The following is a 15,312-nucleotide window of genomic DNA, read 5'->3' as shown; positions in this document are numbered from 1 at the left end:
CTTTTCTCTTAATTCTTGCCAAGAAGGAGATACTTAAATCACTTTACACAAAATTTTTTACATACTCTTAAGATATAGTCTGCAAGAATTAAAATAGTATAATTTACATTTATTGCTTCTTTTATGCGTGAACTTAATTTTTGTTTTTGATGTGCTATAAGAAAACAATACCCATTTATTATAAACCAACTTATATACTATTTAACTTTTTCTTTTCATTGTATGAAGATTTAAAAGAAACATTATTACTATTTGTTTAGCCATTGAATTATCTCCCCAGCTATAATAACCAAAAATTGTCTATCTCAAATATTCCTCTCTAACTTCTGCAACCAACCCCGCTGCGATATTATCGTCTTCCTCCATTTCCTCTACTTCATTTTCACACATCTTTTCAACCTGCTTCATTACTATATCCATTGCTTTTTCTGCCTGCTTTGGTGGGTAATTGTATTTTTTAAGCAGCCTTTTTATAATCGTCCTCATTTTTGCCCTTGCCATTGTTCTTTTGCTCCAGTCAACGGTTATATTGCTCCTTATAGCCTCTGTTAATTCATGGGCTATTTGCTTTAAAACATCATCACTCATAAATAGTTTTACTGCATCATCTGCTGTTAAGGCATCATAGAAGGCTATTTCGTCTTCTGAAAGGCCAAGGTTTATATCTTCCTCTCTTGCCTTTTGTATTTCCTTTGCTAGTTTTATAAGCTCTTCAATTACTTCTAAATTTGTTATTGCTTGATTCTTGTATTTTTTTAATGCCTTATCAAGCTTTTCTGAAAACTTTTCTGATTTTACTAAGTTTCTTTTCTCAATTGATTTTATCTTTCCTTCTAAGAGTTTCTTTAACATTTCAACAGCAAGATTTTTATATTTTATTGACCTTACTTCTTCTAAAAATTCATCTGACAAAATGGATATATTAGGTCTTTCAAGCCCTAATGTATCAAACACATCTATTACTTCCTCTGATATTATCGTCTTTTGAAGAAGCTGATTTATTCTATACTCTATCTCTCTTTTTGAAAGCCTGTTTGTTGACTTATTCTCAAGCTTTACAAGGCTTGCCTTTACAGCTTTAAAATAGCTAACCTCAAGTGCTGCAGCTCTTCCTTCCTTTGTTGATGCACAAAGTGAATGTGCTTTAGCAAGCTCTACAACTGTATTTTTAAATTCTTTTTGTTCCTTTTCTTTCATTGAAAGCACAAAATCCATTCCTGCTGTTATTGCTCTTATTCTTTGCATTTCAGTTCCATTCATATAGCCTGAATAGTCAAGTTTGTGGAACATACCCTTTAATATTTCAAGTTTTTCAAGCATTATTGATACTGCAACCGAAGTATCTATTCCTGTTGTCTTTTTATCGCTTTCTGTATAAACTTTAAGTGCCTTCTTTAGGCTTTCAAATATTCCTATATAGTCGACTATTACTCCACCTGGCTTATCCTTAAATACTCTGTTTACTCTTGCTATTGCTTGCATTAGGTTGTGTCCCTTCATTGGCTTGTCTATATACATTGTATGCATTGATGGGACATCAAATCCTGTTAGCCACATATCCCTTACAATAACTACTTTAAGTTCATCCTTTACATCCTTCATTCTTTTTGCCAGTATTCCTTTTCTTTGTGAGCCGCCTGTTAAATGCTTTTGCAGCTTATCATCATCAGATGCATCCCCAGTTATTACAACCTTAATCTTTCCTTTATTTAAATCATCACTATGCCAATCTGGTCTTAGCTTGATTATTTCATCATAAAGGTCGGCACAAACTTTTCTGCTCATACAAACAATCATAGCTTTTCCATCTATTGTTTTTATTCTTTCTTCAAAGTGATTTACTATATCCTGTGCAAGAAGCTTTAATCTATTTGGTGAGCCAACAACAGCCTCTAACCTTGACCACTGACCTTTATATTTATTCTTAATCTCTTCCTCTTGTCCTTCCATTAGATTTTCAAATTCTTCATCTATTTTCTTTAGTTCTTCTTCGTCTGCCTCAAGCTTTATTATTCTATTTTCATAATATATTTTTACTGTTGCTCCGTCTTCAACAGCTCTTGTCATATCATATATATCTATATAGTCGCCAAATACTTCTACCGTTGATTTTGCCCCTATTTCACCTTCTATTCCAATAGGTGTTCCTGTAAATCCTATAAATGAAGCATTAGGAAGGGCATCTCTTACATATTTAGCATATCCGTATTTTACATCTCCAGTTTTTATGTTAGTTTTCGGATCAAATCCATACTGGCTTCTATGGGCTTCATCTGCAATTACTATTACATTGTGTCTATCTGTTAATACAGGCATTTCGCCTTCCTCTGGTTTAAACTTTTGTATAGTAGTAAATATTATTCCTCCTGCTTCTCTTTCATTTAAAAGGTCAAATAGCCCATGTATTACTTTTGTATTTTCTTTTTTATTATTTTCCTTTTGCTCATCAGAAAGTTTTCTAACATCTGCCTGAATAGGATTTTGCCTTAATATATCTTCAGCCCCACAAAATGTTGCATACAGCTGGTCATCAAGGTCGTTTCTGTCGGTTATAACCACAATTGTAGGGTTGTTGAACTTTTTAACAAGCTGTCCAGCATAAAATACCATTGTAAAGCTCTTCCCTGATCCTTGGGTATGCCATACAACGCCAATTTTTTTATTAGTTGAATTTATTGCTTCCTCTGTGTTTTCTACTGCTTTTTTTACAGCAAAGTATTGATGGTATGCAGCAAGTATTTTATTTAGTTTTATTTTATCTCCAATTTTTCTATCCTTTGAATCATAATCCGTGTCACTTGTTTCCTGGTATGTTAAAAAGTTTTCTATTATATCAAGCAGCCTATCCTTTCTTAGCATACCTTTTAATAGTATTTCATATTGTGGAATTGATAGAGGCTCTACATTTGTTCCATCTATACTTCTCCAGTTCATAAATCTTTCAAAGTTTGCTGTTATTGTTCCTGCCTTTGCATTTATTCCATCTGTGATTACTATAAATGCGTTGTAGTAAAAAAGTGTTGGTATGTCTCTTTTGTATGTTTGTAATTGATTATACGCCTTTTCTATTCCTACATTTTCATCTGTTGATGATTTAAGTTCCATTACAATAAGTGGAATGCCATTTACAAATATTATTACATCTGGTCGTCTTTTTTCTATTTCTTCTATTCTAAATTGATTTACCACCAAGAATTCATTATTTTCTACATTTTTAAAGTCAATTATATATGCCTTTTCTGTTTTTATTATCCCCTGCTTTTTAAATGTAACATCTATTCCTTCAACCATAAGTTTATGAAAGCATCTGTTGTTTTCTTCAAGTATTGGGCTGTTAAAGGTTATTATCTTTCTATATGCTTCTTCTATTGCATCCTCTGGCAAAGCAGGATTAAGTCTTCTTATTGCATCTAATACTCTGTTTTTTAATATTACTTCTCTATAGTCTTGCCTCTCAGGATTATCACTATCTGGTGCTATATCAGGGCCATAAAGATGTTCATAATCAAGTTCTTTAAGTATTTCTATTGCTGCCTCTTCAAGCTGCTGTTCTGTAAAATCTATTAAAAAACCCATTAAATCCCCACCTTAAATGTTTTCTATTCCATATTTCTTTAATAATTCCTCTGCAAGCTTTTCCCCTTTTTCTGTAATATAAGCTGATTTAGCACGATATGAGCCGCTTATTAAATCTTAATCAGTCAGTTCATTTAAAATATCAAAATCATACCCTTTCCATGTTCTTAGATATTCCATGCCAAGCACTTTTTCCTTCCAGGATGTTAAATACATAAGCATTAAAGTTAGTTCTTTTATTGTATTTTTCATATCATCAGCTATCTTTATATTCCTTTCTTTTATCATTTAGATTCATCTAAAGGCACCCTAATTTCACCAGACATAAGCTTTGGAAGAAGAGTGTCGCGGAGTTGGGAAAGCCTTTCATTTTCGCTATAAATTTCAGACATATATTTAATTAAAGGCTCTATAAAACAACTAATTTTTTCTAATAAATAACTATCAATAGGCAGAGCAACCTTATAATTTAATATTCCTTTTTTATTTAAATGTAAAACTGTTGTCCCAGATGTTAATCCTAATGCAAATTTTTTAAATCTATTATCCTTAAGTATCATATATAATGTGTATTGAGTTATTTTCTTTGATTTTGGAACTATTTTTATAATATCCATTGATGCAATTAACTTTTTATATTTTGATTTAGTCATAACCATAATAGCATTACCAATAATTTCTGCATTTTGAGTTAAATCAGTACAAGCGATTACTACATCAAATAATTCTAAATAATGTTTTTCCTTAACTTTCTCAGATATTTTTATTTCTTTAAATCCATTTATTTTAAAATTTCCAGTAACATCAAAGTTTTTTATAGTCAACAAAGCAGTATTTGATTCCATTAATTCTGAACTCTTATAAGAATATCCATTAATTATTTCTATAAATTGACCTAATTCAACTAGATCCCACCCCTTAGGAATAGGTCCAAGTTCACTTTCAACCATTTCGCCGCCGCTTGATTTATATGGTTCTCCATTTTCGTTTGGAAATTCAAAGTCTATAAACCAGCGTTTAAATATTGTTTGGGCTATTTCCTCTAACACTTTGTTTATTCTGTTGTTTATTTCTATCTTTTCATCAAGGTCAGATAAAATTTTAGCTATGGCCTTTTGTTCGTGGAGAGGGGGGAGATTAATATTAATATTTTGAATCACATTTATTTGTGCTCTTTGTCTTCCTGATGTTCCAGTCATTGATTTTATAGCTATATCTCTAACATCTGGAGAAATTGCCGTATAATAGACATAATCTTCTGTCGTTAATCCTTCTTTAGCTCTAAGTACAATAAATTCAGTTGAACCAAAACCCACTTCATTTTTATTCAATAATGTTACTTTTGCTGTTTTACCATTTTCTAAGCATGGTGTTATTCTTGCCATTATAGTATCGCCGTTTCTAAACTTTGAGCCACCTTTATATTCTTCCATTGCATATTCATTTACATATTTATAAAAAGGCTTTAACATATCCATATTTATTTTTTTTGCATATTTACCCTTTGAAATGCTTTCTTTTGGATTAAATTCAATTATTTCATCAAGCTTTATCTCTCTCCACTCATTACAACTCATATCCTAACCCCCTCAAGTTCTTCTTTATCTCTTCCTCAAGGTGTCTTGATTTGGCAAATAGCTCTGATAGCTCACTTGTTAAGTTCTCCATCTTCTCTTCAAAGTCTATTCCATCATCTTCTACCTCTTCTATTCCTACATATCTTCCAGGAGTTAGGATATATTCATGCTCACGTATTTCATCTATAGTTACTGATCTGCAAAAGCCTTTTATATCTTCATATTGTCCATCTTTATTTCGCCAATTATGATAAGTTTCTGCTATTCTTTTTATGTCTTCATCTATAAGCTCTCTATGCCTTCTGTCTACAAGTTGACCAAGCTTTCTTGCATCTATAAATAAAAACTCATGTCTTCTGCTTCTGTATTTTGGATTATTTAGTTTATTTCTATTTAATATCCATAGGCATGCTGGAATTGCTGTTGTATAGAATAATTTATCTGGCAACGCTACTATACAATCAACGACATCTTCTTCTATTAAATTCTTTCTTATTTCTCCTTCATTAGATGTATTTGAACTTAATGAGCCATTAGCAAGAACAACACCTGCAACTCCATTCGGTGCTAAGTGAAATATCATATGTTGTAGCCATGCATAGTTTGCATTTCCTGCTGGAGGAATACCATATTTCCATCTTGCATCTTCTGTAAGTTTTTCGCCGCCCCATTCACTAATATTAAAGGGAGGGTTTGCTAAAATATAATCCGCTTTTAAGTTCTTATGCAAATCATTATGAAATGTATCTGAATTATGCAGGCCTAAATCACCATCAAGCCCATGTATAGCAAGATTCATTTTACAAAGCTTCCATGTTGTAGGATTAAGTTCTTGACCATAAATTGATATATCTTCAATCTTTCCTTGATGCTCTTCAACAAACCTTTCACTTTGTATAAACATACCACCGCTACCACAACATGGATCATATATTCTGCCTTTATAAGGCTCAATCATTTCAACTAATGTTTTAACAACACTTTTAGGTGTATAGAATTCGCCACCGCCTTTGCCTTCCTTTTCAGCAAACTTATTTAAGAAATATTCATATACTCTTCCTAAAATGTCCTTTTGTCCATCTTGATAAAGTTTTATATTTGAAATAACATCTATCAACTCTCCAAGCCTTCTTTTATCAAGCTCAGGTCTTGCATATCTTTTATCAAGCACACCTTTCAAGGTAGGATTTTCCTTTTCTATTAAAAGCATAGCATCATCTATTATTTGTCCTATCCTTGGCTCCTTTGCATTGTTCTTTATTTTTTCCCATCTTGCCTCTTTTGGCACCCAGAATATATTTTCTGCTTCATATTCATCTCTATCTTCTTCAAATCCTTCTCCTTCTTCAAGAAGCTCATTATACTTTTGTTCAAATTTATCAGATATATATTTTAAAAACAGCAGTCCTAAAACTACATGCTTATATTCTGCTGCATCCATACTGCCTCTTAATATATCAGCGGCTTTCCAAAGCTGTTCTTCAAAACCTACATTTGCTGTTGACATTTTACTGCCTCCTTTTTAATTCTCTTACATGTTTAGTATTTCTACATAAAAATCTCTTTTCCTTCAATATTCTTCTATAATATTGTAAAAATAATATACTCAAGAATAAAAAATTAAAAATGTATATAACTCTCAACATTTTTAAGTATAAAAAGCACTTTATTTCGATGCCAGCTTCACTAAAATAAAATTAACCACACAAAACCCTAGAAATAAGGCATCTAATAAAGTGCTAAATTACAATTTAATAGATATTTTTTTAATAAAAATTGCCCATAATGATTATTATATTGAAATTTCATTGAAACAAAAAACTTTATTATAATTCATTTAGTACAATTATTAATTAAATGCATATATTTTTCTTGATAAGGAATAACCTGATAATATTATCCTTCTTCCCAAAGAAGTGTTCATTTGCATTAATTTTCCTAGGAAAGATTTATTTACTTCTTCATATAGCTTCTTATTTTTTGCACGCAAATAATTCCAAAGCTCATCTTTCTTATTTAGATTTTTTTCTGTATTGGATTTTAATAGAAGTACTGTACTTACAGTCATCATCATGGTTAAATATTGTGTCATATATTTACGTAGCTTTTTACTCTCTATTAGCATAGGGTCAAAAATATCAATCATTATCTTTGTAACCTTTATTTGCTGATCTATACGTCCTATCATTATTTTTTCATTAACTGACTGGTCTTCTCTTCCAATAAAATACCTATACAGGTCCACATTTACATAATACATTGTTTTTACATAAGGTAGTGGTTTAAACACAAAAATATTATCAACATAAAATGTATGTTTAGGAAGCTCTAAATTACAATTTCTTAAAACATCTGTACGATAAATAACAGAATGCATTAATATATTTTGACTGATTTTTAAAAATCCTATATCATCCCATGTAAATATCTTTTCTTCAGGCATAGCACTTTTATAGTTAATGCTTTTTGATTTGCCAATGCTTAATTTTTCATATACATAATTTGTAATCAGCATATCCACTGGTTCAGATTTATTAATCATGTTTCGAAGAACATCTAGTACTTTAATAAAACTATTTTTATCAAACCAGTCATCACTATCTAAAACTTTATAATACATACCAGTTGCATGTTTTAGTCCTGTGTTGACAGCATCACCATGTCCACCATTTTCTTTATGAATTGCACGTATTATATTAGGATATTTCTTTTCATATTCATCAGCTATTATTGAAGTATTATCATTAGAACCATCATCAACAATTAAAATTTCAATATCATTACTTCCTACTAACAACGACTCTATTGCTCTATCCATATAAGCCGCTGAATTGTAGCATGGAATTGCTATAGTTAGAACTTTCATTTATACCTCCTGATTTATCAATTTTTTTGCTCTGTATTGTTGTAACTGTAATGAAAGCTGCCATGTTGCTTCAGCCAGCACTACTCCTGCAATAACATCAGCTATAACATGCTGCTTTGTGGTTAATGTTGAAATACTTATCATTATCGCCATAAATAAAGAAAAATACTTATACCAAGCAGGAATAGTTTTATTATTTCTAAGGCCAATAAAACAATACCAGCTAACTAGAACATGAATTGATGGAAAAAGATTATTAGCTGCATCTACATTATATAAAAATTTAAGCATGTCCACAAAAACTCCAGAGGTAGTAATATTAGGTCTTATATTGGTTGTAGGGAAAGCTACATAAATAATAAAACAAGTTAATTTCCCTAATATGTCCGAAATAGCAAGTCGGTAACAACTTTCTTGGCTTATTCGACTTATTAATATATAATTAAAAATCCAAAATAGATAGCTTCCAAAATAAAATATTATAAATGCAGGCACTACCGGAATCATATTATCTAAATTAGTGGTTAAATTATGGAAAGCTCTGTTTTTATAAAACAACCTAGCTCCTGAATACACATAAAAATTAATTATTACACATAAAAGCAACGGCATTATAGCATATTGGGGTATAAAATCATAAATTTTTCTAATCACCTTCATATTATTTACCTTTACTCCTTAAGAATTATATTGCTAGAAAAATTTTTAAAATATTGCCAGTATTCATTTTAAAATATATATTTTATATCCCATATAGTCAATATAACAACAACAGTTTTAATATAATATTAAATTTTTACCCACAAATACTAGTAATTTAAATTAAAAGTCCAATAAGCCTATTTTATGTTTTGATAAAAGAGCTTTAAAGATTCTTCAACCACCTTATCCATATTATAGTATTTATAATTGGCCAATCTTCCAATAAAAAATACATTTTTTAACTTTTGTGCTTCTGCTTCATAGAGTTTATATTGTTCAATATTTTTCTTTTGAGGTATTGGGTAATATGGTTCCCCCTCTGAAGATGGATATTCTCTTACAATTGTTGTTTTATAATGTTTCTGCCCTGTTAAATGCTTAAATTCAGTTATCCTTGTAAAATCATAATCATTTGGATAATTTACCGTTCCAACCTCTTGATATTTTTCACAATCTAATGTTTCAAATTCAAATCTTAATGACCTATAAGGTAATTTGCCATATTTATAGTCAAAATAATAATCAATAGGTCCTGTATAAATTAAATTTTCATATTCAATGTCATCAATTACGTCTTTAAAATCAACATTTAACATTATATGTATATTTTTATTATTAAGCATATTTTCAAAAATCTTAGTATAACCATGCTTTGGCATGCCTTGGTATTTATCTGTAAAATATCTGCCGTCTCTATTAGTTCTAACTGGTATTCTTGCTGTAACCTCTGGTTCTAATTCTGATGGATATAGGTCCCATTGCTTTTTTGTATATTCTTTAAAAAACTTTTCATATAGCTCTTTTCCAACCTTACTAATAACCATGTCCTCTGAATTTAATATTTCTTCCTTAGTATCTCTAATTTTTTCAAAGAACTCCTTTAATTGATTTTGTGTAAAATTGGCATTATACAGCATATTTATTGTATCTAAATTTATTGGAATTGGAACGGTTTGTCCATCAACATAAGCTAACACTCTATGTTGGTAGTGATACCAATCTGTAAAATTGGATATATAATCCCATACTTTTTTATTATTGGTATGAAAAATATGTGGACCATATTTATGAACTAAAATACCATCCTCATTAAAATAATCATAAGCATTTCCACCTATATGATTTCTTTTTTCAATTACTAAAACTTTTTTATTCAAAACATTTGCTATCCTTTCTGCTAACACACATCCTGCTAAACCTGCACCGACAATAACATAGTTATACATATCTATTCCTCCAAAACATTTTTAAACAGAGTAAATTATGCCCTATTATAAATTTTATATTAACCTTACTTTAGCAAAAAATCATCAAGTTATAGATAATGCAAAATAGCTTCACAAAAATATTTTAAAATAAAATATCAAAGAACTTAAGATTACTTGCTAAATCTAAGTTAATTAGGAATTTATTGTGTTTTCAATTTATTTTATAATAAAATTATGCTTTTTTCAAATCATCATTTTTTATAAATTTATTTTTATCTATAACAATATTTATTTTTAGTTTTATTACTAATCAATCCGTAACCAATCAAAATCCCGCGTGTATATATTAATAAAGAAAGGGCAAATGCTATGTCAAAATTAAAAGCAGTCATTAAATTTCACTTAACAAAAGAAAGAAACAAATTTATAATCAAACTTTTAAACATCGATACTCTCTTAAATCAAGAAAATTTAAAAAGAAGGTGCGTGAAAGAATCCCTGAAGGCTTAAATAATTTTTTTAAAATGATTGAACCTCCAAAAAAGATAATCCTTATTACAAACTATACAATTCCCAAAGTTTTTCAAAACTCTTCATAATAATTTCCACCTAATCTCCAAATTGATATTCCATAACTTCCATATTCTTCTATAATATCAATCCAACAATTGATTGTGACCATGTCTGCATACCACACCTCATGCTTTTTCCCTTTTTCATCTTCATAAGAAAACTTTATAGCACAACTTTCATCATCCCTCATAGTTTCTGCATTATATTCCTTTATTATTTCTTTTGCCTGTAATTGTGTTACTGCCTTTACTTCTCCATTTTCATCCCAATCAAAGCCTCCTGTTGCAAGGGCAAATTCTTTCTTTCCAGGTATTACTGACATCTTTTCTACTAATTTTCTGATAAATTCTTTATCTGCCTTAGGTCCAGGCTTTGTATTAGGTCCATGCAGATTATAACACATAATAACGTAATCGGGGCCTTCAGGCAACATAAGTTTCTCAATAGGTGCACTTGGTTCTAATAAAACTCTTAATTGTAGACCAGCTTCTGAAGATTTTTTATATAAGTAACTACAAAATTTTTCATAAAGTCTCCACAATTGCATATCTTTTTTAATAGCTTCATAATCTATCTCTATACCATCATACCCGCCTAATAAAGCCAAAGAAATGATTTGGTTTGTGTTCTTTTTAATACTTTCATCACTTTTAAATAATTCATATAAAAGTGACGTATCTTTATGGGAGAACACTCCATCTTTAATCATTTTATCATTCACAACTGTAAGATAATTTTTCCATTTTTTATCATCATATTTTTTTTCAATATATTGAAAAATCTTCACTGTTGATTCGGGAAGTATTAATTGATTTTTATTGTCATAATATGCTGCAAAATAGCAGAAATTATCAATATGCTTTTCTAATTCACTTACCTCTTTTGGAACTCTATCTAAATCCCAGTATACTGCCCAAACAGAAACCTTTTTATTTTCATTATTATTTGCTTTCTTTATAATTTCATTTTCTTTTTTATTTAAAATTTTTATAAAACACAGAGCCGTAAACCCAAATATCACAATAAGAACAATAACTATAAAAACCCTTTTTCTTATCATCAATTGCACTCCCTAATGTTTATAATGATTTAATAAACCAATTTATTATGTTTTCCCATTTTTCATTCAAACTATATAATATCAAATGTAAACCATTCAGCCTATTATCAAATATTATCTTGTCTTTTAATACATCTGTAATAACAAGATTTTTAAACACTCCATCATATATATCATCTGCTAAATTTCTTTGACTGTACCCATACTCTTCCCAAGCTGATTCTAAACATACAGCACCTTCTAAAAGATTTTTAGTTATAAAATCGGTGGGAACTTTTTTACCGTCAACATAAATTGATATTTTATTATTTATTACATCCAATTCCAGATATCGACTTTTATGATCTTTTAACTGAATTTTCGGTATATAAGCAATTGCTCCTTCTTCAACCGTTCTTGTTTTTTCCTTCATTTTTTCTTCAATTGCCTTAATTTTTTCTTTCTTATCTTCTTTTGTTTCTGCATTATCTAATTCTACTTTCAATTCAGCTATCCTTGCTTCTTTTTCATTTTCTTCAATCGATTGATATTTTGTACCGTCCAATTTATCAAGGTTAAGGCTAAAAATCTCTTTTTCCACCCCGGTAACTTTTTCCTTTACATATAAAATATTATTTTTTATCTGTACAAAAATATAGTTATTAAAATCTTTATCAGCTCTTACATAAATCGCTTGGGAGCCAAGTTTATTCCCATCTAAATATACCGACAACCTTATGTCTTTAATTTTCTGCTGTTGTTTAAGTCGAATAATACTTCTTCCTTTTGGCATAGATGTTAGTATAATTGTATTATCTCTAAATTCAGCTTTCCCATCTATCATTTCCCATTTATCTGCTTTTTCTATGTCTCCTAAAACAAACTTTACCTCCTGTTTTGTATCATCCCATATCTTCATTAATAGATGATTTGTAGGCCAATAAGACTGAGGCTGTAATCTTGTAAGATCGTAGATTGAACTATTCTTTGAATTAAAAGAGTTTCCTTCCCTATTAAAATTCATACTGAAAAGCTTCTTTATGTTTTCTTCATTTACTGCACTGACTCTATCATTTGTTCCAAATTGTCCTGTATTAGAATGCATCAAAATATACATACCGGGTAATTTTCCAATCTCTTTTGTATATATTTCTTTCATCGCTTTATAATCATTATCTATTCTTTTCTTCATTTCATTATAACTTTCCTTCGGTATACCATCCTTATCCCTAATATAATCCATAAGATAGTGATTGTAATTTCTGTCCAAATAGGAAGCAAGGCGAGCAAAGTCTAAAGAATCAATCTCTCCAATATAGTTACCATATCTATCAAATACATTGATATACTCAAGGCGATATCCATTAGTGCCAAGTTCCCAATAAGTAGTTTTTACCATATTCAAAAGATCTTCAGGCATAAGAAATTTTGGATCTTTTTTTTCAAATTTATCGGCATAAGTTAACATTGTTGCTTTAAAGTTATATTTTTCCATAATTTTTTGTGCAAAAATTGCTGTATCACGTCTTCCATCCTCAAATATTAAAAAAAGTGATTTTTGTGGAAGTTTCTTCCCTTTTTTATAATAATCTATTATATCTTGCTGAGTTATAGTTACATATCCAGAATCCTTTAATGCTTTTAAATGATCCTCTAGGCGTTTTGTACTAATAAGTGTATCACTTTCTCCCCTATCTACCCCAAAATAAGATATAGCAATAAATCCTTGTGACCCCATACTTACATTACTATACTCTTTATATTCATTGAACGTTAATAGTGCAGTAACAATTTTATAGAATATAAATAATAAAATTATAACTTGAAAGAAACCCCTTATAAATTTTTTAAAATCTTTTTTTGAAAAAAATTCATAAGCCTTCATATTTTTTAATTTTCCTCCACTTTCTTCATTTTCTTTTGCTTTCTTTTATTCTTTTTCTCCTGCTCTATAATATCCTGTGGAGTCGGTCGCGTACCCCATGTAGATTTCCAAAAAGTTACCCAAGCAATAGGCATTTGCCACAATAAAACAACTTCATAATAAAAGCAAAACAACATGCCAAATATCCAAGTGGAGCTTTTCCTCAAAAACATTTGTGCAGCGCTCATTAAAAAAGACATCATCAATATGCCAACAAGAAAGGTTGTAGGAAATATTTTGTACACCAACGGAACATAAATCAAATTATATAATACAACAATCGGTGCTGCTATAGGCACCAAAAGTCCCATGTAAAAAAACAATGCCATAAAAGGCTCTTTTTTCCACATAAATTTTGATGCTATTATTGATTCTCTCAGCCATGAACGCTTCCAACGCATCTGTTGTTTTAAAAATACACCGTAATCATTAGGTACAATTGTTGAACAAACAGCAGTATCCTGATAGCTTGTCCTATGATTTCTTAAAACAAAATTTGTCATACTTCTATCATCACCAAAAGTTGCAGGACAGCCTAAAAATCTCTGATTCAGCCATTCATCCTTATGTTCTAAGACAATCTTCTTTCTATAGCAGGACAAAGGACCAGAAAGGCATGTAACGGCATCAAAATAAGCTTCTGCAGCTTTCATAATACGAAAAGCTATATAATAACGTACAGATTGCATCTTTGTCAATCCATTAGTAAATGTGTTTGCTACATCTGTTCTTCCAGTAACACCACCCATTTTAGGATCCTTAAATGGTTGAACTAAATTCCTTATTGCAAAAGAATCTAAAAAACTATCAGAATCAACAAAAACTAGCAAATCATGTTTAGCCACCAAAGCACCTTTTATTAAGGCTTCTCTTTTCCCTTTGTTTTGTTCTTGCACAAAGTAGCGAACTCTGTTTTTTGTATCATAGTACTCATCTTCTTGATAAAGTTTTTCCACGATTTCTTTAATTTTTGCTACAGAACCATCAGTAGAGCAGTCATCAACAATGATAACTTCCAGCTTATCCAATGGATAATCCTGATTTATACAGCTTAAAATGGTTTTTTGTATCCATTTTTCTTCATTAAAGCACGGAATAATAATACTGACACCAGGTGTATAATCCATATCCACAGGAACTGCTTTATACATTGCACCAAACAAATACCTGCTAAGCAAAAAGGTTGCTGCTATAATGCTATAAAGATATAAATATTTATTAAAACGGAAATACACAACACTTTCTGCACGCATAAGTACTATAAATGCTGTAATCAAAAATAACAATATGCTGGATATTAAAAGAACAAATCGATCTTTTTTATTATTTACATACTGTGTTAAGGTTTCTTTAAATTGTAGTCCACAAAAAACCTCATTTTCAGATTTTATTTGGGAACGTACAACCTGTGCCTCTATCTTAACCTTCATTTCGTAGCCTTCAGGCATAGTTCCAGGTAATATTTTAAATTTTAGTATTACCTTAGAAGCATTGCTTATATACTCTAGCCTCTCTTTATGGAAAAGATTAAGTAATATTCCCGTTGCAGAGATGTCTACTGCTTTACAATAAAATGTCTTCTTCTCATTTTCATTAAAACAGATTACCTTAACATTATATGAGACTTGGTATCGTATACCTTCTTTTTTACTATCAATAATATCTTTTATTTTCCCTTGAAAATCTCTTGAAAGCTTTTTACCTCTTCTGTCAATATTAGTACGACTTTTTTTCTTATCTAAGACATTAGAAAGCAATCTTCTATCTGTTCGCTGTTGCAATAAAACATCTTCTACAACTCTTTTTTTTCTAATAAAATTCATTTAACTTCACCTTTCAATGTGCTT

General features: G+C 30.0%; 11 protein-coding genes. All 11 read right to left on the bottom strand.

Features of this window, described 5'->3' with window-relative positions:
* Nucleotides 1-300: 300 nt before the first annotated feature.
* A complete protein-coding gene (locus FDN13_RS13855; protein WP_138980937.1) occupies nt 301-3,576 on the bottom strand; it encodes a type I restriction endonuclease subunit R in 3,276 nt (1,091 codons plus the stop codon).
* Nucleotides 3,577-3,588: 12 nt separating this feature from the next.
* On the bottom strand, nt 3,589-3,687 hold the full coding sequence (locus FDN13_RS14455; RefSeq protein WP_256372286.1) for a hypothetical protein: 99 nt from the start codon (nt 3,685-3,687) through the stop codon (nt 3,589-3,591).
* A 6-nt stretch (nt 3,688-3,693) separates the two neighbouring features.
* Entirely contained in the window at nt 3,694-3,864 is a 171-nt protein-coding gene (locus FDN13_RS14450; protein ID WP_243120231.1) for a hypothetical protein, read from the bottom strand.
* Entirely contained in the window at nt 3,861-5,153 is a 1,293-nt protein-coding gene (locus FDN13_RS13845) for a restriction endonuclease subunit S (protein WP_138980936.1), read from the bottom strand. Before FDN13_RS13845 ends, FDN13_RS14450 begins: the two co-directional genes overlap by 4 nt.
* A complete protein-coding gene (locus FDN13_RS13840) occupies nt 5,143-6,660 on the bottom strand; it encodes a type I restriction-modification system subunit M (protein ID WP_138980935.1) in 1,518 nt (505 codons plus the stop codon). Before FDN13_RS13840 ends, FDN13_RS13845 begins: the two co-directional genes overlap by 11 nt.
* A gap of 342 nt (nt 6,661-7,002) precedes the next feature.
* Nucleotides 7,003-8,019: a glycosyltransferase family 2 protein gene (locus tag FDN13_RS13835; RefSeq protein ID WP_138980934.1), complete on the bottom strand. Its 1,017-nt coding sequence runs from the start codon at nt 8,017-8,019 to the stop codon at nt 7,003-7,005.
* Nucleotides 8,020-8,526: a phosphatase PAP2 family protein gene (locus tag FDN13_RS13830; protein ID WP_243120309.1), complete on the bottom strand. Its 507-nt coding sequence runs from the start codon at nt 8,524-8,526 to the stop codon at nt 8,020-8,022.
* Nucleotides 8,527-8,858: 332 nt separating this feature from the next.
* Nucleotides 8,859-9,947 (bottom strand): UDP-galactopyranose mutase, encoded by a 1,089-nt coding sequence (gene glf / locus FDN13_RS13825; RefSeq protein WP_138980932.1) that lies wholly within the window; start codon nt 9,945-9,947, stop codon nt 8,859-8,861.
* Between the two features lie 565 nt (nt 9,948-10,512).
* Complete coding sequence (locus tag FDN13_RS13820) at nt 10,513-11,562, bottom strand: glycosyl hydrolase family 18 protein (RefSeq protein ID WP_138980931.1); 1,050 nt, start codon at nt 11,560-11,562, stop codon at nt 10,513-10,515.
* A gap of 19 nt (nt 11,563-11,581) precedes the next feature.
* Nucleotides 11,582-13,426, bottom strand: a complete 1,845-nt coding sequence (locus FDN13_RS13815) for a glycoside hydrolase (RefSeq protein WP_138980930.1) — start codon at nt 13,424-13,426, stop codon at nt 11,582-11,584.
* Between the two features lie 5 nt (nt 13,427-13,431).
* Nucleotides 13,432-15,288, bottom strand: coding sequence for a glycosyltransferase (locus FDN13_RS13810; protein WP_138980929.1), 1,857 nt, complete (start codon nt 15,286-15,288; stop codon nt 13,432-13,434).
* Nucleotides 15,289-15,312 lie beyond the last annotated feature (24 nt).

Source organism: Caloramator sp. E03, from assembly GCF_006016075.1.
Taxonomy (GTDB): Bacteria; Bacillota; Clostridia; order Clostridiales; family Caloramatoraceae; genus Caloramator_B.
The sequence above is the reverse complement of the archived record's forward strand: the minus strand, read 5'-3'. Positions and strand labels throughout refer to the sequence as shown.

Bases quoted from the DNA above. Each gene is read 5' to 3' on its own strand.
- FDN13_RS13855 (WP_138980937.1), bottom strand. From the start codon at position 3,576: ATGGGTTTTTTAATAGATTTTACAGAACAGCAGCTTGAAGAGGCAGCA.
- FDN13_RS14450 (WP_243120231.1), bottom strand. From the start codon at position 3,864: ATGATAAAAGAAAGGAATATAAAGATAGCTGATGATATGAAAAATACA.
- FDN13_RS13845 (WP_138980936.1), bottom strand. From the start codon at position 5,153: ATGAGTTGTAATGAGTGGAGAGAGATAAAGCTTGATGAAATAATTGAA.
- FDN13_RS13840 (WP_138980935.1), bottom strand. From the start codon at position 6,660: ATGTCAACAGCAAATGTAGGTTTTGAAGAACAGCTTTGGAAAGCCGCT.
- FDN13_RS13835 (WP_138980934.1), bottom strand. From the start codon at position 8,019: ATGAAAGTTCTAACTATAGCAATTCCATGCTACAATTCAGCGGCTTAT.
- FDN13_RS13830 (WP_243120309.1), bottom strand. From the start codon at position 8,526: ATGATTCCGGTAGTGCCTGCATTTATAATATTTTATTTTGGAAGCTAT.
- glf (WP_138980932.1), bottom strand. From the start codon at position 9,947: ATGTATAACTATGTTATTGTCGGTGCAGGTTTAGCAGGATGTGTGTTA.
- FDN13_RS13820 (WP_138980931.1), bottom strand. From the start codon at position 11,562: ATGATAAGAAAAAGGGTTTTTATAGTTATTGTTCTTATTGTGATATTT.
- FDN13_RS13815 (WP_138980930.1), bottom strand. From the start codon at position 13,426: ATGAAGGCTTATGAATTTTTTTCAAAAAAAGATTTTAAAAAATTTATA.
- FDN13_RS13810 (WP_138980929.1), bottom strand. From the start codon at position 15,288: ATGAATTTTATTAGAAAAAAAAGAGTTGTAGAAGATGTTTTATTGCAA.